Here is a 24,535-nt window from a genome sequence, read left to right as displayed (position 1 = left end):
GGGGAGGGTTGATTTGGTTTTGTGTGATAGTTTCGGATGTTTTGGCTTTAAGTGATTAAAATGGCGACAGTGACCACGTCCGAGCTAAGGAAATTTGAAGCGAATTCCCTTAGCGACCCCAGGCTTTGTCTGCATAATGTGACCTTTCAGACTGCTCTCCACAATTACTTGTATCATCCTGACGCTTGCCTTTACGAGGCCATCTTTGCTTTGCTCAGACGTTCAAATAGCACAAGCACAAACTAGCCAAACGTTCCTGTTTGGCGTGCTAGCCTCGCTCTATCGTGGCACATTCTGACGTCAAGCAAGACAAACAACATAACCTTGGGTTAGATTTTGTGGAGGTGTTTTTGGTTAAAGAGATCTAATTACTAGCCCAAAATCAGTCAGAAAAGACATTGATTTTATTGAAGTTTTTTGGTGTTATGGGTTTATATGCCATTGGACAAAAATAAATGCTGATAGCACTATTTTATCACTGAAATGGCATAATCTGATATGCAGCCTAATTAAAGTGTCAGTTAGCACGCTTTAGCTAGGCTGGTGTTAGCATTTTACTCCATTGAGGTTCTGCGTAAGGTAATGGGCATAGAGTCCTTTGGGGTAATGTTAGAAATCAAATTGATAAATCAGATCCAATGTTTGCGCTAAGCTTGATGCTGCATCTAAATAAAGATTCGGCATAAGCCTATAACGTAAAGTAAACGTTGCCAATGAATCAAAAATGCCGACACCATATTTTAGTTGTAAGTTAGGTAATATATACCCGCTAACCACAACTTTAGAGTTGTTACCCGCACCTTGTGTATCAAGCGTTAGATTTTTGATACCAAATGCATTACCTATATCACCAATATATTTACCGGTTTTTGCTGTGCCAATACCAACGAGTAATGCGGTCATCATGTCACTATCACTTTGTTCCGCACTATCAAGTCCTTGACCTCGAATTAAGTAGGAAAGGGCTTCTTGCTGTGACATGGCAGGATCTGAAAACACTTCAATCTTAGGTGATTCCGACGATCCTGTAACACGAATCCCCGCCATGATGTTATTATTTTCCATTGATTCTGGATTACGGATTGCTTCAATGTCGAGCATAGCTTGATCGGTTGCACCTGAAAATGTGATGATACCTTTGTGAATAATCAAGTCTTGCCCATAGGCATGGAATCGACCTGTTGGAATTGAAATCTCTCCATGTAGATCGAGTCCTTTATTGGTTTGTGTTGCAATTAAATTACCTTTAAGCGATGCATTTAATCCAAAGGCATCGACAGTCACTTTATCCTCAATATTAATTTCAATATGTCCATTGATTTTCATGCCAAATTCTTGGGCCTTAATTTCTTTTCGATTTGCACCAAGCATGACCTCATCGGGCGAAACATCAACGCTTGATGAGGGTAGCGATTCAACCGTTATTTTACCTTTTGGAATACTTACTTTTCCTAATAACGTTAATTCGTCTGGTGTTGCATTGATTTTAATATCAGGAATAATGGTCATAACAATCATTGGTGGCACTGAAACTTCCATGGCGGCACCATTAACTGTTAACGAAGCTTGCCATTTATCTAAGGTATTCCAGCTGGCATTACCATTAATATTAACATTACCTGCTTGAGTGGTTAAAACACCTTTTAATGTGGATGATTTCCCATTGAAATTGATATCAAACTTAGCTGATTTGATGTCAATGGGTAATTGGCTTGATTGTATTTCACTATGTTTCAAGCTAATATTACCAGTTAGCAATGGGTCATTTAATGATCCAGAAAATTTAACCGTACCATTAATGGCACCTTTAGCATAATCTTTACTGTCTAATAATGGATTAATAATCGCTAACGCTAAATGATCGATATTTAATTGGCCACTTAATGTTTTTTGATTGGTTGGATCTGTTATCACTATATTTCCGCTGATTTTTCCTAGTTTATTTAGGCCAAAAATCCAATCTAATTTAGCTTGTTGTTCATTAAATTCTGCATTGATTTTGAAAAGTTCGAAAGGCAGTGGCAACGACTGTGAGGTAACAATTTGTTGAATATAAACATCATGACTGGTTATATTCGCTTTTATTGATGGTATTTTATTGTCATTTTTAAATTGTATGATTATTTTGCCATTTACATTACCAGTAAGTTTGGTTTCACCATCGTTAGGTATTGGTAGTTTAGATAGATTAATTTCTTTTAGCGTAATACTGGTATCGGTGTTTTTAGTTAGCGAAAATTGTTTATCAAGACAAATAGTTGACTTTTCATTTATCCAGCAATGGGCATTAATGGCTGGTATTTGATTCTTTATGTCATAAGATAAGTCCAACGATTTAGCGAGTTGCCAATTATTGTTCTTGCCTAAATTCAGAAGGGCATGCGCAATGGTCCCGCTCCATTTTGTGCGATCTTTATCAAGTTGCCCTGTTAACGAAGTTGTCAATGATGCTGGATCACCATCAATATTTACCGTTAAAGTATGGTGATTTTCACTGCCTGATAACTCAATATTTGCTTTTTTGATGATTTGGCTTGGTAGCTCTATTGTTTGACCAGTGAGCTTGATATTGCCACTTAATTGGTTTTTATACCGAATTTTGCCAATAAGATTAGCTTTAGCTACTTTGATTGTGTCAAAAGAAAATGAGTTAACCGACAAATTGGTATCAATAGTGGCATTGTTAGCAGTGCCATTGAGTTCAATATTGCCCACAACAGATCCTTGCATGCCGTCAATCAATAACGATAGCGATTCGAAATTTAACTTTGTAAGTAAATTGCCGCTTTCACTTGAGCCATTTATATTGAGCTGATTTTTTCCCCATTTAATCGCAAAATTATCTGCAGTGGCTTTATTTTCAGAGTTAACAGATAGATTACCTGATGCCAAAAAATCAGCATGATTGATATTACCTTTTAACTGTAAATCGGATAAATTAAATGCCCATTTGTCACTTTCTAGCGAGCCGGTTGTTTTCAATTGACCGTTTAATCGAATTGGATAATTTGGCAATTCTTTAGTGATATCAACGTTATTGAGTTTTATGTCGGTATCCCATTGTAGTGCTTGTTGCCAATTTGCAGTTCCTGCTATATTAATTTCACCTTGGGGTAATTTAATTATTCCATGGTCGATCATTGCACCTTGATTAGTGCCTGTACCGGCAATATCAAACATCGTGTTGGCTAATTCCTCTCCTTTTATATGGCCTTTAGCTGACATTTGATACTGCTGCACGTTACCCTCTATTGATGCAGAAAAATCATTTAATTCATATTGCGCTTGTCCTTCAATTGGCCATTGAATATGCTTACCTTCGAGTTGGGTCATGATAGGCAAGTATTTTTCTATAAAATTGATGCGCCCATTTATTTTTATTTGATTCAAGCCATCAAGCGTTGCGTTAGTTAATAGCTCTCCAAGCAATTTACCTGAAAATTGTGCATCGAATTGGTTTTGTTCGGTATTTGCTTTCACTAATGCTAATACTGGCCAGTCGTCATGTAATGTGATTTCGCCCGAAACCGAAGCATGTCCGCTTGCGTAAGGGGTGGTAGCATCTGTATCGACTTGTTTTACAATGATACGACTATTGACGATATTAGTCTGAATTATAACGTTATTGAATCGATAATCTTGCCCACCCATATGTAATAACCAGTTATTACCAGTTAAACTTATCACATTAATATTTAATGGAATATTAACTTGAGGTAATGAATCAATCAGTGGTTGATTAAAAAGTTGGCTAATTTTTTCATTAAGCGCGATATCTTCGTTTGTTGCTTCAACAGGTAAATTGGTTGTTTTATTATCGGCAAAAATAGCGCTTAAATCTGTTGCTACAGCGGGATAAACATAAATTTGATTATTAATCCACCTTGCTTTACCAGTAAAGTCTGACATACCAAATTGCATATCATCAACGGTGACTTTTATATTTGTTAAGTGGGTATTTTTAAGATCTATAGGTAACGGCGTTTTGAGTTCAAAACGTTTTTCTGTGTTAGGCTCTTCTCTAGGCGAACTATCTATTTGTCCAGTATTAATTGAAACTTTTACACCATCGGCATTAAATTGATTTACACAGACTTGGGTTTTTAATAAACAATGTCCAGCTAATGAAAATGAAGCATCATTAACTTGAACATTAACATTCGGTAATTCAAGCGAAAGTCCTTGTATATGCAGATTATGTAATGTGCCTTCAACTTGAGCTATCTTTAGCTCAGGTAGAAATTTATTTAAAACATAGGTAGTTAGTTTTACACCAAGACTGGTATATATAAACAAGATAACAAAAACAATTAGAAAGACGATAACAGATAAAATGGCTATGCTTCGCTTTTTCCATTTGCGTATCTGTTTTAATTTTTTTACTTTTTTTATTCTAACTAAATTTTTAGCCATATTATAACTCGCTTCCTAGACCAATATATAGGTGAATAGAACCGGTGTTTTTATTTAATGGTGTTGCTAAATCGATTTTTATTGGCCCAACAGGAGAGGCCCAACGAATGCCAAATCCTGTTCCTGTATAAAATTTGGTTGTATCAACTTTGTCTATGGCTTCGCCAGTATCAACAAAGGCAGACCCCCACCATGGACCTGATAAATTATACTGGTATTCAATTGAACCTGTGATGAGTTTAGAGGCACCTTTTAATTTGCCTTTTTTATCTTTAGGTGAAATAGATTGATAGCTATAACCACGAATACTGCGCTCACCACCCGCAAAAAATCTAAACGATGGTGGAACTCGATCAAAATTGCTTGCTTGTATAATACCGAAATTGCCACGAGCAATAAATCGATGCGACTTATGTAGCGAGCGAATCCAAGCTTGTTGAGCTTGAAAACGAACTAAATTAATATCTGACCCTAATGATTCTCCAGCGGCTTCGACAGAGTAACGTTGCGAATCCCCCCACATCGCTAATAAATCACCATCAGAACGAATTCTTGATAAGCTAAGTGAAGGGTAATACAAAAATGTTTTGAAACTTGCATCACCTTGGGTAAAATCATCCCGTAATAGATTAAAACCTAATGCTGTTTGCCATCCATAAAAATTATCCCAGTTGCGCAATGCTCCAAACGTATAAGAACGTGAGTAGGTGTCGTTATTATCTATCTTTTTATAACCACTTTGAATGGTATAATACTGCTCAAGAGGTGATTTTTTTAATGGAATTTTGTAACTCATAGTGACCAGTTGTTCTGGTGAAGATAGCGATAAGTTACTTTGAAAACTTTGTCCTCGACTATTGATCCAAGGTTTGTTCCAACCAATTTTTCCATGTACACCGTTATCTGTTGAAAAGCCTAAACCTAAGTCCATATTATTTTTTTTGCGAGGCGAGGTTTCAACATCAATAGGTAGAACTTTGTCTTTTGTTAAATGTGGAAAGTCAGGTACAACAACCACTGAATTAAACCAGTTTGTTGAGGTAAGGCGTCTATTTAATAATGACAATTGTTCGGCTGTATATTCCTCACCATCTTTAAATGGAACAATATTTGCTAAATAATCGTCACGGATTTTGGCGTTATGAAAAGTGACTTTACCTAGTCGATAACGTTTACCTGTAGTGTAATCAATATTCCAAAAGGCTTTATTTTCAACTGTCGAAACAGCCAATTGATGTTTAGGCATATCGGCATCAAAGTAACCTTTTTTTAGTGATAAATTTTGTAAGCTTTTCTTAAATGACTCATAAATGCCATGATTTAACACATCGCCAATTTTGGGTAAGTTGTTTTTTAGCAAATATTGAAAATCGGGATCTTTTTGTCCATCCCCAGTAATATTGACATTGAGCTGCTCAACTAATACGGGATCACCTGGTGATATGTTAACGACAAGGACTTTGGGATCTTGTGCGTTATATTCAAAAGTTGGCGAATAGTAACCTAATGCGCGTAGTGCTTTTTGCACCTCACTTTCAAAATACCGCTTAAAAGCGGGCGTATCAACCACTTTATTGGGGGAAATTAATGAAACACGTGTATTGACATTGTCAGCTAATTCTCCTGATAATCCTTTAATGGATAATTTCATGTCAGCGTAACTTGATGTCGCTGTCATAACTAACAGTAAACCTAATGAACAGGAAAATCGCGACACATAGACCTCGTATAATATTAAGATTCAAGTAAAGTGACATGACCAATATAAGGTAAGTGACGGTAGTGCTGAGCATAGTCAATACCATAACCCACGACAAATTCGTCAGGAATCGAAAATCCGATATATTTCACTGGAACGTTCACTTCGCGCCGTGAAGGTTTATCTAGCAGTGTACAAATTTCAATACTACGTGGATGACGTAATTTTAAAATAGCCATAACTTTGCTAAGTGTATTACCCGTGTCTATAATATCTTCGATAATCAATACATCTTTATCACGGATATCTTCGTCTAAATCTTTTAATATTTTAACATCACGGTTACTAATAACAGCATTACCATAGCTTGACGCAGTCATAAAATCAACCTCGTGTCCAACGGTAATTGCTCTGCTCAAATCAGCCATAAAAATGAAAGAGCCACGTAAAAGACCAACTAAGATAAGTTCATTTTGGCTATGTTGATAATCTTGACTAATTTGTTGACCTAGTTCAATCACGCGCTTTTGGATATCATCAGTAGATATCATCATTTCTAATGTGTGTTTTTTCATTAATAATGCTCAAATTAAATTTTAAAAAAATTAAATGAGATTCTAGCAATTTTCCTTGGTAAAAAGAATAAGCGAACCCATTTTTTATTAAACTAACATGGGAATAGATTTTCGTATTTTATGCTCGAACACCTAGTTACCTAAAATTTTTTGATAACTATTTTTAGTCACCTTTTGTTGTAAACGCCGTTTTTTAAAAAAATCACTCAAAATAGTACTACATTCGTTAGCTAGTACTCCTCCTGTCACTTCTGCATAATGGTTGATGCCTTGCTGAGCAAGAATATCGATAAAAGAACCTGCTGCGCCAGTTTTGTAATCATTTGCACCATATACTACACGTTTAATACGGCTATGAATAATGGCGCCAGCACACATAATACAAGGTTCAAGAGTGACATATAAGGTTGTATTAATTATGCGATAGTTATTCAAAAATTTACCCGCTTGTTCAATAGCTAGTATTTCGGCGTGAGCAGTGGGATTATGCTTACTAATAGGTTGATTAAAGCCTTCACCAATAATTTGATTATTTTCATCAACAATCACCGCACCGACTGGGATCTCTCCTATCGATTCGGCACGATTAGCAAGCATTAATGCATGTCGCATCCAAATTTCATCTGACATTTTCAAATTATAAATTATTGAGATTTAGAACATCACGCATGTCGTATAAACCAACAGGTTGTTTGGCAAGCCAGAGTGAAGCTCGTACAGCGCCATTAGCGAATGTCATACGGCTGGATGCTTTATGACTAATTTCAACACGTTCACCAATATCGGCAAAAATAGCGGTATGTTCTCCTACTATGTCCCCAGCTCGGATAGTTGCAAAGCCGATAGCACCTTGTGGTCTTTCCCCTGTGTGACCTTCGCGACAGTAAACTGCACGCTCTTTTAAGTTGCAATCAAGTGCATCTGCTATTGCTTCACCCATGGCTAATGCTGTACCAGACGGCGCATCAACCTTGTGACGGTGATGCGCTTCAATAATTTCGATATCAGTATAACTGCCCATAATTTTGGTGGCTTTTTCCAATAATTTCAGCACTAAGTTAACACCGACACTGAAGTTTGCGGCAAATACAATGGCAATGTTTTTAGCTGCATCAGCAATAGCTTGTTTACCTGCATCATCAAAACCAGTTGTGCCAATGATTATCATTTTTTTATTTTCAACACAAAAAGCTAAGTGTGCAAGGGTGCCTTCAGGTCGGGTAAAATCGATCAGTACGTCAAATTGGTCTTTAGCTTGTGCTAAATTATCGGTGACTTTAATGCCACACATACCGATCCCAGCAATTTCACCAGCATCACTACCAATTAGTGATGAACCTGCTCGTTCAAATGCTGCACCTAAGGTAACCCCTTCGATTTGCGAAACAGCTTGGATAAGTTGCCGTCCCATTTTGCCACCAGCGCCAGTTATCGCAATACGAATCATGTTTGTTGACATATAACTTTCCTTAACTTTTTGTGAATGTAGATAAATAAATATTATAGCGGAAAATAAATAACTTATACACATCAGCTAAACTTAAATGCTACAATTTTTGATCCGTTTTCTATAAAAAATAATCAGGAGTTATTATGCGATCTCCATGGTATTTTGGTTGGAATATCGTTATTGCAGCATCTTTTCTCACTTTGCTTTCTAGTGGGTTGAGAATGAGTATGGGTGTTTTTTTCCTACCCATTGCCAATGATCTTGGGTTTAGTCGTAGCGTCCTTTCTGGCATTATTGCTATAGGCATGCTTTTTTCAGGTATCGCAATGCCAATAGCGGGATATTTAGTGGGTAAGTATAGTACTCGTTTTGTCCTAATATTAGGTGCGATCATTATTATTATCTCGACAGTTTGGTCAGCTAACTCAACCGATTATTGGAGCTTTTTACTATCTTTCGGTATTGCATTATCTTTTGGTACTTCTTTTGTGGGGTCAGTTAGCTTTACGCCCATTGTTGCGCGTTGGTTTATTAAACGCAGAGGATTGGCCTTATTTATTTTATCAACAGGAAGTATGGCAGGTATTGCGGTGATGTTACCTGTTTTTGCATTCTTCATTCCTATTTATGGATGGCAAACAACGCTAATTTCGTTTGCTGTGATTTTTATGATTATCGCCTTGCCTATTGCTTTGTTTATTATGAAAGATAATCAATCTGAGATCGAAAATTCTAGTATAGAGCCTGTTATCAATCAAAAAATAGAGCCTAGTGTCAAACTTATAGATGTGCTAAAAACACGTCCATTTTGGCAACTGAGTTTTGGGCTTTTTACCTGTGGCTTTAGTATGAATTTATTAGGAACACACGGTGTCCCAATGCTTATCGATCATGGATTTGATCCTATCACCAGTTCTAATGGTATTGGTTTAATTGGTTTAGTCGCTATTTTTAGTACCTTAGTTTTGGGTTATCTATCTGATATAGTACAACGAAAAAACATTTTGATGATGGTTTATTTAATACGAGGCTTAGGTTTTATTGCTCTTGTTTTAGCATCAACTAAATGGCAGCTTTTTACTATTGCAGCAGTGGGTGGTTTGGTTTGGGCTGGCGCTTTGTCAATGTCTGGAGCTATTACAGCAGATATTTATGGTGTAAAAATTGTGGGATTACTTTCCGGATTAACCTATTTGGGGCATCAAATTGGTGCGATGATTGGTTCATGGTTAGGTGGATGGGCTTACGATCACTTACACACTCATTTAGTTGCGTTTGGTACGGCAAGTATTTTATTGTTACTGGCGGCATTTAGCGCCTATCTTCTTCCTAAACAATAATAGTTTAAAACAAATGGACGCCAAGTCGCGTCCATTCTTTCTTATAAAACTTTTAATAATTCAACATCAAATATTAATGTGCTGTATGGTGGAATTGATGCACCAGCACCCTGAGCACCATAGGCTAATTCTTGAGGAATATACAAACGCCATTTTGAACCTTCAGGCATCAGTTGTAGTGCTTCAACCCAGCCTTGAATTACTCCATTGACAGGAAACTCAGCCGGTTGTCCACGCTCTACTGAGCTATCAAATACTGTACCATCAATCAATTGACCTGTATAATGAACTTGAACGCGATCTGTTGCTTTAGGTAAAGCGCCATCACCTTGTTGGATGATTTCATACTGTAAACCAGATTCAGTCGATTTAATACCATCTTTATCAATATTTTTAGCAAGAAAATCTTTACCTGCTTGAGCAATTTTTTCTGCTTGTTTGGCTTTTTCTTTTGTTGCTTGTTCGTGTACATGACGTAGTGCATCATGTAGTTCTTGTAAAGGTAGTGCAGGCGGATTACCGGCTAAAACATCTTCCATAGCCTGTTTTAACGCGTTGAGTTCTAAATTATTCAAACCTGACTCTTTCAATTGTTGCCCAATTTGTAATCCAATGGCATAACTTGCTTTTTGATCTATTGTTTCTAGTTTCATTTTGTACCTTAATTGTTTAAAAAAAGCGTCTATCATGACTGTATTAAGTTGGTGGATACAAGGATAAAAGTCAAGTGATAATTTGTATCATTACTTGATGATAACTTGATTATTAGCTAATTGTTAAAGAATTTATCAATTTGGCTAGCACTCAGGAAAAATATCAGCGATAATATGGCCTATCATTTTTTAAATGGATAAAGTTAGATGCTGTTTCGTAAATTTACCGCCTTTGCAATTGTAACGAGTGTTTTATTAACTGGTTGTTCGGTTGTTGAGCATTGGATATATAGACCGGATATCAACCAAGGTAATTATGTGACACAAGATGCTCTTGATCTATTAAAAGTAGGTCAAAGCAAAGAACAAGTTGTGTTTATTATGGGGTCACCAATGTTAACTTCTGTTTTTGGTGATAATGTTTGGTATTATGTTTTTCGCCAACAACCTCAGCATGGTGACGTTAGCCAAAGAAGTTATGCTGTTTATTTTGATGAAATGGGCCTAGTAAAAGATATTAAAGCATCAGAATTAGACGGTTCCAAATCATTAGAAGAAATGAATAAACAAGGTATATCAGACCCGATTGATAAAAAATCTGATGACGATAATCCTGACCCCGATTCTTAATAAAAAACCTCGTTACTTAACGAGGTTTTTTATTTTTGTTTACCTATTTTAATTTTATACCTATAAAAGGTAATAACTTGCAACGATTATTAGTAATAACTACCGTATAAAGTAATAATAATTGGCATGGTATTATAAAAAGCAGTACTGAAGCGATAAATATAATTAAAAATATTTACAATAGCCGTATATTGAGATATTTGTTTAGTTTGTATCCATTCTTATTATTTATATGGTGGTTTTATTTGAAAACGTCGAGTAAAATAACGAATTTTTAATTGATGTCGAGGTTTTTTTGCATAACAGTTCAAGTCTAAATCGTTTTTCCATTGCCCCTATGCTTGATTGGACCGATAAGCATTGCCGTTATTTTCATCGAATTTTAACTAAACAAACATTACTCTATACCGAAATGGTGACCACTGGCGCGATTTTATTTGGAAAAGGGGATTATTTAGCTTTCAATAATGAAGAACATCCAGTCAGCTTACAACTAGGTGGTAGCGATCCTAAAGCATTAGCACAATGTGCAAAATTAGCACAAGAACGTGGTTATGATGAAATAAATTTAAATGTAGGTTGCCCATCCGATCGTGTACAAAATGGCATGTTTGGTGCTTGTTTAATGGGAAAAGCCGATTTAGTTGCAGACTGTGTTGCACAAATGCAAGATCAGGTTGATATTCCCGTCACAGTAAAAACCCGAATTGGCATTGATAATTTTGATAGCTATGCATTTTTATGTCAATTTATTGAAAAAGTCATGCCCTATACTAATACATTCATTGTGCATGCACGTAAAGCGTGGTTGTCTGGGTTAAGCCCAAAGGAAAACCGAGAAGTCCCTCCGCTCGATTATGATCGTGTTTACCAACTTAAACAAGATTATCCCGACTTAACTATCGCGATTAACGGTGGTATTAAAACAATTGACGAAATAAAACACCATCTAAAGTATGTTGATGGTGTAATGGTTGGGCGAGAAGCTTATCAAAACCCACTATTACTGACTCAAATTGATGCACAAATTTTTGGATTAAACTCTCCAATAATCGAACCTAAATTAGCGATTCAGGCACTTTACCCTTATATTGAACAGCAACTGACACAAGGTGCACAGCTAAATCATATCATGCGCCACACATTAGGGTTATTTAATGGACACAAAGGCGCAAGGCAATGGAGACGTTATTTGAGCGAAAATGCCCACAAAAAAAGTGCGGGTGTTGACGTTGTTGAGCAGGCTTTAACATTCATCAAGTAGATGACAAAAAATAGCGGTTATGATCGATAAATATTGATGATAATTGGACGCAACTAGTATATCGTTATATACTAATCCACATTTTTCATAATGGTTTTTATTCAGTGCGTTTAAATTCAAGCCAACAAAAAGCTGTCGAATATGTTTCAGGGCCTTGTCTTGTATTAGCGGGCGCTGGTTCTGGAAAAACTCGGGTTATCATCAACAAAATTGCTTACCTAATTCGTGTTAAAGAGTATTTACCACGCCACATTATTGCCGTCACTTTTACCAACAAAGCCGCACGTGAAATGAAGGAACGTATTGCTCAATCGCTCAGCAAACAAGAGGCTAGAGGGCTAAAAATATCGACATTCCATACTTTAGGGTTAGATATTATCCGCAAAGAATATAAACACCTTGGCATCAAGTCGAACTTTTCTTTATTTGACGATCACGACCAAACAGCACTATTAAAAGAACTCACACAGCAATGGTTAGATGGAGATAAAGACCTTATCAACCAACTGCGCGCAACCATATCAAATTGGAAAAACGACATTATCGACTCAACCCTTGCCATGGCAAGGGCGCAAACTAACAAAGAAAAGCTTTTTGCACACTGCTATCAACTTTACGAAAAACAACTAAAATCGTGTAGTATTTTAGATTTTGATGATCTGATCTTACTACCTACACTATTATTAAAAAACAACGAACAAGTCCGCGAAAAGTGGCAAAATAAAGTTCGTTATTTGCTAGTTGACGAATATCAAGACACTAATACTAGCCAATACGAATTTATCAAATTACTTGTTGGCAACCGAGCTAAATTCACTGTGGTGGGCGATGATGATCAATCAATCTACTCTTGGCGAGGCGCACGTCCACAAAACTTAGTATTACTGAAACAGGACTTCCCAAATTTAGAAGTAATCAAACTCGAACAAAATTACCGATCATCGGGTCGTATTTTAAAAGTTGCCAACATCTTAATCGAAAATAATCCACATATATTTGAAAAAAAACTCTTCTCAGAGCTTGGCTATGGTGAAGTTATTAGAATCATCTCGGCCGATAGTGAAGAACACGAGGCCGAAAAAGTTATTAATGATCTTATTGGTCATCGTTTTACGAATAATAGCCAATACGGACAATATGCCATATTGTATCGTGGTAATCATCAAGCGCGTCTTATTGAAAAAATGCTAATGCAATACCGAATACCATATCGAATATCGGGCGGAACCTCGTTTTTTGCACGTGTTGAAATCAAAGACTTAATGGCTTATTTACGGTTATTAACTAATCCTGATGATGATAATGCGTTTATTCGCATTATCAACACACCAAAACGAGAAATTGGCCCAGCAACCATCCAAAAATTAGGGGAGTGGGCAAATCACCGAGGTATTAGCCTATATCAAGCAAGTCATGATATGGGGTTAACTCAACTACTATCTGGCAAACGCATGGAATCGCTACAGGTATTTATTCATTGGTTTGATACGCTTATTCAAAAATCACATCATGAACCGATGGACGCGATTTATGAACTACTGCATGGTATCAATTATGAAAGCTGGATTTATGAAACATCCACATCCCCAGCATCAGGCCAAATGCGTATGCGCAATGTTGAACAGCTAGTTAGCTGGTTAAATGATATGTTAAAAGGCGATGATATTGACGAAGCTATGACACTTGAACAAGCTGTTGCCAGATTTACCTTACGAGACATGCTAGAACGTAACGAAACCGAAGAAGAGCTCGATCAAGTTCAGCTTATGACACTGCATGCTTCGAAAGGGTTAGAGTTTCCTTATGTGTATTTAGTTGGTATGTCAGAAGGCTTATTACCTCACCAAAACAGTATTGATGAAGACAATATCGAAGAAGAGCGCCGCCTAGCCTATGTAGGCATTACTCGAGCTCAACAAGAGCTCACATTTTCATTTAGCCGACAACGTAAACAATTTGGAGAAACAATACAAGTCGAACCAAGTCGATTCTTATTAGAACTGCCACAAGATGACTTGGCATGGCAAGATCAACGCAACGAACTATCTCCTGAAAAAAAAATGCAACAAGGACAAAGCCGCCTAGCCATGCTAAAAGCGCAAATTGCGAAGGCTAAATAAGCAAATATTAATCATGACAATGTAAGGAATACAAAATATGAAGTTAATGATAAGTGCCATATTAATATTAATCAGTTGCTTTACGCATGCGATAGACTTTAATTATCACTCTGACAACACGCAGTTTTATCTATTAATTAAACAAATTGAATCTCAAAAAACATTACCTAGATTGGATACAGCAAAAGGTAAAGCAATCCTTAGCAAATTCACCGATCCCAAACTTATTGGAAATTTTTCAAACGATAAATTAGACGAACAATTGCAAATCACCAATTATATTAACTATATAGTAGAAATGTATTTAATCTTTTCGCCAAATAAATTAAACCAATTAACGAGCCAAGACCTAACCAATAACCTAAAAAAATTCCAAGCTGAAATCATTCTATTAAGTAATTTTAATATAAAATATTTTGCGGCAATATCACAGCAGGTTAACCAGTTTTATAAAGAACTTCCAGAAGTGGAGAAGGGTGGAGTTATAAAATATAGTACAAAAATGATGCAAGTAGAAATGTTAAAATACTATTATGGTGGATTTAAGTGGATGGAACTACTGGACTGTTTAACTGAACAATCCAAACTTAATATTATCACTACTCTAGAACAATCGGCTGAAAATTATGCAAATGTGATAACTGAACAACAAAAACTACAAATTATCGAAAAGGCTGAAACACTAATAACTCAACAACCGGCATTTGAAGCACAGTTATCACACATTATTGAAGTGATGAAAAAAAGCAAATGTGAAGAACTATGCAAAATAGCCAACAAAAAAATAAAGCAACCTGAAAAAATAGAGGAAAATAACTAAAATCAAAAACGATTAACAAATAAAGCGCTATATATCAAATAGTCACCAAATTGCTTATAGCTCGTCTATATTCATGACCAAAACAAAAAATAAACACCTAGATTGGTGATATTTTGACAATCCAACGCAATAAACCATTAAAAATCATTGACGGATAGAAATAGCTTTATATAATACACAGCGTCTAATCAACAAATCCAATCCCAGTCTCCTTAGCTCAGCTGGATAGAGCAACGGCCTTCTAAGCCGTAGGTCACAGGTTCGAATCCTGTAGGGGACGCCATTAAAATAAATAAGTTAAAGAAGTTTCTAATGTTTTATAAAATTTAATTGCTTAAGTTGGATTTTACAGATTAACTGTGTTTTAATTTTTATTCTGAATAAAATTCATTATCATGAAATGAGATCAGATACATTTACAAGTAGCTGTGTATTTTGCCAAAAATTAAAGGTAATTGATAAACAGAATTAGAAGACAATATTGGGAATGGCTAATGACCATCTAAATACAATAAAAATATCAATGTTCGACGACAGCATCTGATATAAAGAGTATTTGCTAAATGTTATTGAGAAGTATACTAAAGACTCATAATAAATGAGCTATCTAGAATGATTTGTTATAATTTAACTTTATAATAATAAAAAGGGAATAATAATGTTAAAAAGAATAGTTGCATTTTTACTAATGGCGTTTGCTTTGTCTGGATGTTCGCCTGAGGTTACAGAGGATATGCTAATTGGTGAATGGATGTGTCATTACGAAGGGGTGTACGATATCGAAAAAACTTCTACTGATGACAGAAATTTTGAAATAAATAACATCCCGGTAAAATATGAAAAACAGAAAGATAACTCAATCACGGAACAATCTTATAATTTAGCACCGGAAAAATTTTCATTTGAACGCTATAGAAAAGAGCATCATAATCTAGATAAAAACATTGAGTATGAAGATATATGGGAATATCAATATGTTTCAGAGGATGAATTTAAATATGTACACACTTATAGTTCTAGAGATATTCAAACAAAAAAACCTAGCGAGCTAAATGTTTGGACAACAAGATGTGTTAGGCAGAAAAATTAACGATCAAAATGTTAGCAATTATTGAGATACCTATGCTTGTAAATAGCTAATTTATGCTTATATGATGTGGATTGATATAAGGTTCCATCTGTATATGATAAGAACCCTGAATAAGGTAATTCAGTAAATCATGGATTTTGAGTTACGAGTATTAGACGAAAAAGATTAGTTAAAAGAATGAAAAAATAGGGCATTATTAGGTCTATTGATTTAGATGCAGAACCTGGAATCAAGTAGACAGAAAAACCACAGTAATAATCAATTATTCCGGATAATTGTATTTGTTTTTTGCGTATAAACAGTACAGTTATCTGGAATATCTTTATTTACAAATGACATTGCTCCGATTTTTACATTATTGCCTATTTTTATTTCACCACCCAAAATAACGGAGTTTGCGCCAATATAAACATTATCCCCCATAATAATATGCATCTGTCCATGACCATAACCTATGGTAACATTCTGATGAATAAATAAATTTTCACCAATTGTTACATTTTCTCCAATTGTTATTGAATAGGGATGGGGAAAATGTAGATTTTTACCTATTTTTGCACCAAGATGAATATCGATTTTAAATTTATATACTAATTTTTTTTGAATATTCCAAGCGATTTCCTTTTGTTTTTTATTTCCATGCATATACATTTCATGAGCTAAACGCCACCAAAATAGGTATTTTTTATGTGTTGAATTTATTCTGATATGTGATATTAAAATACGGTAAATAGATACTCTTTTACGTCTAGTAAATTCAGCCTGCCAACACTCTTTCAAATGCGTCAAATCGTGAGTCATTAAAAATTTAATTATATGTATATACTTCATGGTTCTACTCAATTTAATTAGATAATTGAGATATTAACAAACACACTATCAATCTTCAACAGCGTCATGTCACAAAATCAGCGATATCATATAGTGCTTTCTGTGTTTGATATAGCACAAAATTGTGTTCGTCGTCGCTGTTGATAATGTAGCATTCGCCCGATAGCTCAATTTCAAAATTTTCGGCATCATACACATATAAAACGAAAGTAAATTTATTTTGTATTATTTTATGTTGATTGCTTTTTGATGTGAAATTTTGGAGGGTGGGTCGTAAGATGTATAGCAATTATTAGAAAAGATAAAGCCGCTATTATGTTTAATTTATTTCGTTGAATGATTTTAAAAAATATCTGTATGATTACTTGATGAGGATTTTTCATTGCTATTAATTAATAAGTTTCATACTATTATCTAGATTTAATTAAGGAGATGGTATGAAAAAAATATTTTTAGTTGCTTTCTTAGGAATAATTTTATCTGGTTGTGGTGAAAAACGAGTATCGGATGAAATGTTTGTAGGCGAATGGAGTTGTAAAGTGACATACTATGCATCTGATTGGAGTGGCAATGGTTTTGAGGAATTTAAAAAAAAATATAATGATGAATATGTGTTAATGTCATTTAAATATGAGAATAATTCTTTATATTCTAAAAATCTAAAAACAGGACATTGGGACAAAGAAAGCCTTGTAGAAACTTATGATAATAAAACAAAACAAGAAGAAACGGATTACTTTTTTAGCAAAAAGACACGATCATTACAAAAAGAAAGCAATGATAAATTTATTTTGACTTATGTGCGAGAAACAATAACTAAAGATATCGAATATAGTTCATCGAATAATAAAATTAAAGAAGAGGCAAATTGCACCAGAATGAAATAACAGTTATAGACAAACCCTTTAAGAGGGTTTGTCTATAATATATTTAATATTTTTTGTAAGTTAAATAAACATTCTATTTTTATTGGAACAGTGACCAATAATGTGATTTATTTCAGATTGCGTCTAACTTACAAAAATAATTAAAAAGTTAGAAATAAATCAATTTGTCAAAATCATCAGACCCAAATTAAGGCTTTTAGAGTTAACAAAATGGTTGATAAATATTTAGTTTTAAGGTCATGAGTTATCAAAGATATTACCTTAAGGCAATTCTAAGCCATAGTTCACAAATTAGAGTTTTGCTGAGGATAAAATTAACGTTAATCAAATCAACTTAATAAAAACTAAAATTCTTTCTTTAAATTGAAATATATATTATCCTTTGAATTCACTATAAAAATAATGAGAGAAAATAATGTATAAATTATTCAAATTATCCACTTTTATTATCTTTTCACTATTGATCACATCTTGTGCACAAGATATCGCAACAAAACAAGCTGATAGCGCAAAAAAAAAGCAAGAAGAATATTTAGCAAAAGCTCGTTTTTATTCAGATGTTGAGCCAAAAGGTAAACAACCTAAGGCTAGGATTACTGTAGTACAAGTGGGCTCAGATGATTTTACTGCAAGCAGATTACGTGTATATGACGAAACAAATACACGTAAATTAGGATATTTCATGGCTTATCGATTTGGTGATGAAACTTATGCGCCTATTGTTACCGACATTCATGGCGTACAGGTTTCGGATGAAAATGCAAAACCAATAAATCAGCTTAATATAGTGCCAGATAAGCCGTTTATTTTTAATGTGGCTGTTTATAGATATAAAAAACAAGAACCGGGATGGTTCCATCGTGGTTACACTGAATTGGTTACATGTAAATGGAATAACAAAAAAATAGTATTTATACCGAAAAAAGATACCGATTACTTGCTATCTATCGGCGCTAAGCCAACAGAGGATAAAAAGAAATTCTTTTGTATATTCAAATTACAAGAGTGGGATAAAAAGACAAAAGAATATAAAGAAACAGCGGTTATGCCGTTACCAGAAAAATAATCGTTTCCAATCTTTTATAGGAAAAAAACAGCACGATATTTTTTTACATTATGAATATATAGCACAAACTAAAAATAGTTGCTGATAGTAATAATGAAAAGAGAATATTTAATGAATAAAAAATATTAATGGATGATAAATTAAATGTACGAATGGGACTTAGTTAACATATTTTATTTTTTGCTTAGAGTTATCTTTGTTTATGCACCAATGCATTTCTGGTATTTTTATCTTTCCTTATTGATTGTAGGAATTATACTTGTAAAATCAAGTAAGAATAAGTTTTCTTATGGTTTAGGTATTTTTTCTATTATGTTTATTGTCATTAGTTATGTATATTCAATCGTTTTTTGGATAAAACTATAAAAAATAATTGCACATACATCGTTATTAGCAATAACTAATTAAAAATCGGTCAGAAAAGGTATTGATTTTATTGAAGTTTTTTGTTTTGTTGTTTTTAAACAAATCAATTACTTACATAAATACGGTAGGACGCTGATGACCAACAAGTCCGCAAAATCAACAATAACTTACTCTAGGCAATAGCCATTTAACTGCTAAAGAGAGTGGTTGTTAATTTTATTGATTTTACCAAAGAAAACGTGAAAAAAAACAACCCGTCTAAACGGGTTGATCCAAAACAACACATCATTTTTGATTTACAATTAAAAATCAATATCCATACCTAATTGGAATGTCCTACCCGGTGCGGTAAACATTTCTAGATATTTGTAATTTGATGTTTTGTATAGTTTATTATTACTTAGGTAATCCCAGTATTTTTGGTCGGTCAGATTATAAATACCACCGCTTAATTTTACGTTTTTAGTGATATTGATATAACCTGTTAAATCAACAATTCCATGTCCTGCAATTCTAAAATAGTCATCGGTTGAATCTTTGATTGGTTTACCGTCATTGTTGTAGGTTTCACGCGTTGTGCCGTCTGTTTTTTTGCCTTTTTGGAAGGTTGTGGTCAATGCGAAACCATAGTATTTGTTAGGGTCATCCCATGCTAGACCAATGATGCTTTTTAATGGGGAAATGGTGTCCATTTCTATGTATTTGTCGCCTAGATAGCTAGATTTTGATTTGCCTTGGTTATAGCCGATAGCAAGTCTTGCGCTTAAACCGTTTATAGATTCAAACCATGTGCCTATATTAAATTCACTGCTTAGTTCGGCACCGTAAATGTAGGCTTTATCTCGGTTTTCCGATTGATAAACGATACGGTTACCGGCTCCGACAAAATTCTTTTTGTAACGAGAATAAGCAATGAAGTTTTTGTATTTATTATAAAAAGCTGCTGTTGATAATGTAATGCCTGCTGTTGGTTGTCCTTTTAATCCTAATTCAAAATTATCACTGGTTTCGGTTTTTAGATTAGAATCACCCACTAATACATACATTTGGCTATGCGCTAAATATGAACCATATAATTGGTTTTGATTTGGCATTTGTACGCCACGTTTGTATTGTAAGTAAGTGGTCATATTTGGGGTGATGTCATACATTAATGACATGGATGGTAATATTTTAAAATCACTATTGCCGTTGTACTGTTTGCCAAGTTGACTTGAGTTTATGTTTGTTACGCTCATGTTTTCAAGATGACGCGGTTTGGTGTTTTGGTATATCGCTCTTGCTCCAGGGACCAAATAGAAGTTATTGCTGTTATTGACGTTAAAACTAATACGATCTTCAACAAATCCACCTAATTGATAACTGCGGCTATCAGCTTGAGGCTTGGTGTAATCACCATCTGGAAAGATTCTTCCATATTGTGATTTTGCCGATGTATAAAATGGCGATTCATCTTTGCTCCATTTTGCATTTAAACCTGCACTGATTTTTTGATTTTCATAATTTTTTAATAGGGTTGTAATAAAGTTATAAGCCTTGGTGTTGTAGTGTGTTTGTGTGTTGAAATTGCCTCTAGAGGTGTGTTTTAAGTCTGTATTATCGTAAACGTGAGTTTGTTGATAATTGAGTTGGGTGGTTAAGCTATCAATCCAGTTAATGTTGGTTGGTTTCCATTGATCTTTGATGGCTAGATTAAAACGGTTATTTTTGCTTCTTTGGTGATCAAAGGATTCGATTTTTTTACCATACTTATCCCATGTGTCGTAATGTGAATTTTTGGTTTTGCCGTTGTAATCAGCAGTGGTATTAAGTAAATGTTCATCATTCATTTGCCATCCGAATCCAGCCAATATTGAATTTGAATGCCAATTTTCTGGGTAATTGTTGATTGAATCACCATGATTGCGACCTTGCTGACCATCACGACGACTTAATACAAGAATACCATTAAGGTAATCATCGCCACCTGCTATGGTTAATCCTTGATGATAACTTCTATCGGTACTGTCATAATTGTTTTGGAAGCCAAAGTAGCTTGTTTTACCAGGGTATAGGTAGTAACTTGCAGTTTTGGTTTGGAATGATACCGATCCTCCTAATGCATTGTTAGCATTACTAACGGATGTTGCACCTGATTGGATATCGACTTTGTTATACATATAGGTATCAATATAATCACGCCCAATGCCGTAAGTACCAAATCCAGCTCGACCTACTGAGTTGACGCGTCCTTGTGCGATGGGTAAGGGCATGCCGTCAATATCGATGGAAACTCGGTTGGCATCTAAACCGCGAATATTATAGCCAGTAAATCCACCGCGATCCCAACTACTTTTACCACTACCAGATCCTGAAATGTTCCCCGGCGCTGAAATAAGTGGTTGATAGCGCATAAGTGTGCCAAAATTGGTTCCGCCATCGCGTCTGATTTCTTGTTCAGAAATTTCGGTATTAGTACCGGGTTTTTTTGTTGCCTCGTGTGCAGTGACTGTCATGACGTCATTGTACTTTTCTTTATCATTATTTTCTGCTGCGATTGCGGGCATGATAAAGGACAAGCTTAAAGCCAATGTGCTAGTTTTTTTAAAATGAGTAAAGTTAAGCATTTTATTCCTTTCAAACATAATAAATTAAATAATACGCTTCAATTGCTTCGCTTAAAATTGTTATAAATTAAATATAATTATTATGTTACCAATTAGTTATCTAATGTTATTGAGGATAAAAATGTTGATAAAGTATTTGGGCAACTTCGTCAACTCTTGGTCCAATACCAAAAAGATAGCTATCGTCAATGGCAATAATGCGGTGATTTTTATAGGCCGATGTTTCTGTTATTCCTGCAATAGTATTTAATTTTTCCATTCCACCTAATTGTTCAATTGAGTGGTTGTTTAATACAATAATTTCAGGATTCATGGCAATTAGGGATTCCGCTGTATAGGTTTTGTAGCTTGTATGTTTGGCAAGATTTTCCCCGCCTGCGATAGTAATGAGGGCATCAGCAGTGGTGTTTTTACCTGCGACCGAATTCGTTCCACCCATGCTCATTAAAAAAAGGACTTTGGGCTTATTAGGGTGATTGCTGATTTTTTCTTGAATTTTTGTTAGGTTGGTTTTTATTTTGTTGATTAACTGTTGCCCTTGTGGTTGTTTATTTAATTTGTCGGCAATTTTCTCAATATTAGCATAAAGTAATTCGGTCGTTCCTGGTACTCGTTGTAACGATAAAACATCAACTTTAGCTTGAGTGACTTGGCTTATGATGTTATCAGGCTCAGCATCACTTAATGTAATAAATAGCGAGGGTTTAAGCGATAAGATACCTTCAATATTTAACAATTTCCAATAACCAATTTGGGGAAGCTGTTTGGCTTTACTAGGATAACTACTTGTTTTGTCTACACCAACAACCTGATCGCCTGCTCCAAGGGCAAAAACGATCTCAGTTAAAGAGCCTCCAGCAATAACAATTCTTTCATTCGCAAAGCTTAAATTAATAAAGCTGTTAAAGCCGAAAATGAATAAAAATAGTCCTAATTTTGCGAAAAAATTTTTCTTCATCGTTTATTTCCTGTTGATTAGTTATTTTTTAATCGAAATACTATAATGAAAATGATAACCATTATCAATAAGGTGGCGATATTTATTTTTGCAACGATAAAAATTTCAATAGGATTGCATGATGTTTTGAGAATTTTAATTAGTAGTAAATTTAATCTATTAGGCTATTTTTTTATAGATTAAAACATCGCCAAATTTGTGCCTAAAAACTTTGTTACAGATATCCACATAAAAATATACATAAAAATATCAAATTGTTATAAAAAAAATAAATAAAAAATATTGCTAAATGATAATAATTATTATTTAATTTATGAAGATTATTTGTTCAAGAATTGTTGTTATGAAATCATTAGATGTTAGTCCGTTTTATGCAGAGAATGCGACTTTACCTTTCAAAAATCGTTGGGCAGTGATGCCTTTGCAAGTCAGTTTGCCTTTATCGCCGCAAGATGTTGCACCTCAGTGGCAAATTATCCAAAATACCGCTTTAACTGGCAAAAAACGGTTAATTTATATCCATATTCCTTTTTGTGATATTCATTGCCAGTTTTGTGGTTTTTATCAAAATCCATTAAGAAAATTTAATACTGAAACATATATCGATTATTTATTAAAAGAAATATCGCTCGAAATTCACAATAAAGCGATGCAATCAGCGCCTATTCATGCCATTTATTTTGGTGGTGGTACGCCTTCTGCTTTAGCCGCAGGGCAATTAGCGCGCGTTATTCGTTATTTTAAACAGCATGCACCTTTAGCCCCCGATTGTGAAATTACAATCGAAGGTCGCATCTCTGATTTTGATGATGAACGTGTTGATAGTTATATTGACGCGGGGGCAAATCGCTTTTCGATCGGAGTGCAAACGTTTAATACTGCAATTAGGCAAAAATTAGGTCGTGAATCGACTGAAGCGCAGATTATTAACCGTTTTGAGCGTATTGCATTGCGTGATAGTGTTGCATTGGTATGTGATTTAATGTTTGGTTTACCTAATCAAACCGCTCAAACGTGGCAACGAGATTTAGACATTGCCAACAATTTACCTTTAGATGGCGTTGATCTTTATTCGCTCAATTTATTGTCAACCACGCCACTGGCTAAAAGTATTGAAAATAAGCGTATTGAGATACCATCAGTAATAGATAAATGTGATTTTTATCATCAAGGTGCCGAGTTCCTTGCTAAGCAAGGTTGGGTTCATTTAACCAATTCTCATTGGGCAAAAACCAGCCGTGAACGAAATTTATATAATTTTTTAATTAAACAAGGTTCGAATTTTTTTGCTTTTGGATCTTGTGCTGGTGGGCGTTTAGGTGGTCAATCCTTTATGCTCCATCGCGATTTAAACCAATATTATGCCCAGCTTGATCAAGGAAAGAAACCAATAATGACGTTAACCGGCAAACCATTGGTAGGTGAATGGTTATATCAATTACAAGCAGGTATTGAAAAGGGGCGAGTTGATTTAACAAAATTAACGCCACACTATCAATTATTTGAGCCTCTAATTGCTCAATGGCATCAAGTAGGACTTTTAAAAAATAAAGATCATTGCATGTTTTTAACCTTATCGGGGCGTTTTTGGTCAAGCAACATGCTACAAGCTTTGCAGAAATTACTGTTACAACTCAATAATCCAGAATATATTGAATTACAACAAAAAAGAGCGCAAGCAGGACTATCGAACAATGGTAAACCAGCAATGCCTCATTCCGTTATTAAAAAAGCAAAACACCCACATAACATTTCGTAACTAAAGGA

18 protein-coding genes and 1 tRNA gene are annotated in these 24,535 nt (G+C 34.8%); 10 read left to right on the top strand and 9 right to left on the bottom strand.

Going from position 1 to position 24,535, the window contains the following annotated elements:
* Positions 1–609: 609 nt before the first annotated feature.
* From GQ598_RS03765 to dapB, 5 genes are all read right to left on the bottom strand, one after another.
* Positions 610–4,413 (bottom strand): translocation/assembly module TamB domain-containing protein, encoded by a 3,804-nt coding sequence (locus GQ598_RS03765; protein ID WP_160402417.1) that lies wholly within the window; start codon positions 4,411–4,413, stop codon positions 610–612.
* Position 4,414: 1 nt separating this feature from the next.
* Positions 4,415–6,091, bottom strand: coding sequence for an autotransporter assembly complex family protein (locus tag GQ598_RS03760; protein ID WP_160402441.1), 1,677 nt, complete (start codon positions 6,089–6,091; stop codon positions 4,415–4,417).
* 56 nt (positions 6,092–6,147) lie between these two features.
* Positions 6,148–6,687: a hypoxanthine phosphoribosyltransferase gene (hpt, locus tag GQ598_RS03755; RefSeq protein WP_085247860.1), complete on the bottom strand. Its 540-nt coding sequence runs from the start codon at positions 6,685–6,687 to the stop codon at positions 6,148–6,150.
* A gap of 132 nt (positions 6,688–6,819) precedes the next feature.
* The gene (tadA, locus tag GQ598_RS03750) at positions 6,820–7,317 is read right to left on the bottom strand and encodes a tRNA adenosine(34) deaminase TadA (RefSeq protein ID WP_160402416.1); all 498 of its coding nucleotides are present in this window, start codon (positions 7,315–7,317) and stop codon (positions 6,820–6,822) included.
* A gap of 7 nt (positions 7,318–7,324) precedes the next feature.
* A complete protein-coding gene (gene dapB / locus GQ598_RS03745; RefSeq protein WP_160402415.1) occupies positions 7,325–8,146 on the bottom strand; it encodes a 4-hydroxy-tetrahydrodipicolinate reductase in 822 nt (273 codons plus the stop codon).
* Between the two features lie 134 nt (positions 8,147–8,280).
* Between dapB and GQ598_RS03740 the strand changes: the two genes are divergently transcribed.
* Positions 8,281–9,477: an MFS transporter gene (locus GQ598_RS03740; RefSeq protein ID WP_160402414.1), complete on the top strand. Its 1,197-nt coding sequence runs from the start codon at positions 8,281–8,283 to the stop codon at positions 9,475–9,477.
* 41 nt (positions 9,478–9,518) lie between these two features.
* Here GQ598_RS03740 and GQ598_RS03735 read toward each other — a convergent pair whose 3' ends face one another.
* Complete coding sequence (locus GQ598_RS03735) at positions 9,519–10,130, bottom strand: FKBP-type peptidyl-prolyl cis-trans isomerase (protein WP_160402413.1); 612 nt, start codon at positions 10,128–10,130, stop codon at positions 9,519–9,521.
* A 207-nt stretch (positions 10,131–10,337) separates the two neighbouring features.
* Between GQ598_RS03735 and bamE the strand changes: the two genes are divergently transcribed.
* The 6 genes from bamE (at position 10,338) to GQ598_RS03705 (ending at position 16,054) form a co-directional block, all read left to right on the top strand.
* Positions 10,338–10,760 carry an outer membrane protein assembly factor BamE gene (gene bamE, locus GQ598_RS03730; protein WP_160402412.1) on the top strand — a complete coding sequence of 141 codons (423 nt, stop codon included), beginning with the start codon at positions 10,338–10,340 and terminating at the stop codon, positions 10,758–10,760.
* 295 nt (positions 10,761–11,055) lie between these two features.
* On the top strand, positions 11,056–12,024 hold the full coding sequence (gene dusA / locus GQ598_RS03725) for a tRNA dihydrouridine(20/20a) synthase DusA (protein WP_237410309.1): 969 nt from the start codon (positions 11,056–11,058) through the stop codon (positions 12,022–12,024).
* Positions 12,025–12,128: 104 nt separating this feature from the next.
* Positions 12,129–14,144 (top strand): DNA helicase Rep, encoded by a 2,016-nt coding sequence (gene rep / locus GQ598_RS03720; RefSeq protein WP_160402411.1) that lies wholly within the window; start codon positions 12,129–12,131, stop codon positions 14,142–14,144.
* 37 nt (positions 14,145–14,181) lie between these two features.
* Positions 14,182–14,964, top strand: a complete 783-nt coding sequence (locus tag GQ598_RS03715) for a hypothetical protein (protein ID WP_160402410.1) — start codon at positions 14,182–14,184, stop codon at positions 14,962–14,964.
* Positions 14,965–15,170: 206 nt separating this feature from the next.
* Positions 15,171–15,247 (top strand) — tRNA-Arg (locus GQ598_RS03710).
* A gap of 375 nt (positions 15,248–15,622) precedes the next feature.
* Positions 15,623–16,054 carry a hypothetical protein gene (locus GQ598_RS03705; RefSeq protein WP_160402409.1) on the top strand — a complete coding sequence of 144 codons (432 nt, stop codon included), beginning with the start codon at positions 15,623–15,625 and terminating at the stop codon, positions 16,052–16,054.
* Positions 16,055–16,312: 258 nt separating this feature from the next.
* Here GQ598_RS03705 and GQ598_RS03700 read toward each other — a convergent pair whose 3' ends face one another.
* A complete protein-coding gene (locus tag GQ598_RS03700; RefSeq protein WP_160402408.1) occupies positions 16,313–16,885 on the bottom strand; it encodes a serine O-acetyltransferase in 573 nt (190 codons plus the stop codon).
* A gap of 437 nt (positions 16,886–17,322) precedes the next feature.
* Between GQ598_RS03700 and GQ598_RS03695 the strand changes: the two genes are divergently transcribed.
* Entirely contained in the window at positions 17,323–17,772 is a 450-nt protein-coding gene (locus GQ598_RS03695; RefSeq protein WP_160402407.1) for a hypothetical protein, read from the top strand.
* A gap of 415 nt (positions 17,773–18,187) precedes the next feature.
* A complete protein-coding gene (locus GQ598_RS03690) occupies positions 18,188–18,838 on the top strand; it encodes a hypothetical protein (RefSeq protein ID WP_160402406.1) in 651 nt (216 codons plus the stop codon).
* A gap of 668 nt (positions 18,839–19,506) precedes the next feature.
* Here GQ598_RS03690 and GQ598_RS03685 read toward each other — a convergent pair.
* Positions 19,507–21,810 carry a TonB-dependent receptor domain-containing protein gene (locus GQ598_RS03685; RefSeq protein WP_160402405.1) on the bottom strand — a complete coding sequence of 768 codons (2,304 nt, stop codon included), beginning with the start codon at positions 21,808–21,810 and terminating at the stop codon, positions 19,507–19,509.
* 106 nt (positions 21,811–21,916) lie between these two features.
* Positions 21,917–22,768 (bottom strand): hemin ABC transporter substrate-binding protein, encoded by an 852-nt coding sequence (locus GQ598_RS03680; protein ID WP_160402404.1) that lies wholly within the window; start codon positions 22,766–22,768, stop codon positions 21,917–21,919.
* A 343-nt stretch (positions 22,769–23,111) separates the two neighbouring features.
* Between GQ598_RS03680 and hutW the strand changes: the two genes are divergently transcribed.
* Complete coding sequence (gene hutW, locus GQ598_RS03675; RefSeq protein ID WP_160402403.1) at positions 23,112–24,527, top strand: heme anaerobic degradation radical SAM methyltransferase ChuW/HutW; 1,416 nt, start codon at positions 23,112–23,114, stop codon at positions 24,525–24,527.
* The last annotated feature ends 8 nt before the right edge of the window (positions 24,528–24,535 follow it).

Origin of the sequence: Gilliamella sp. Pas-s95 (assembly GCF_009795795.1) — a bacterium.
GTDB lineage: Bacteria > Pseudomonadota > Gammaproteobacteria > Enterobacterales > Orbaceae > Gilliamella > Gilliamella bombicola.
The sequence above is the reverse complement of the archived record's forward strand: the minus strand, read 5'-3'. Positions and strand labels throughout refer to the sequence as shown.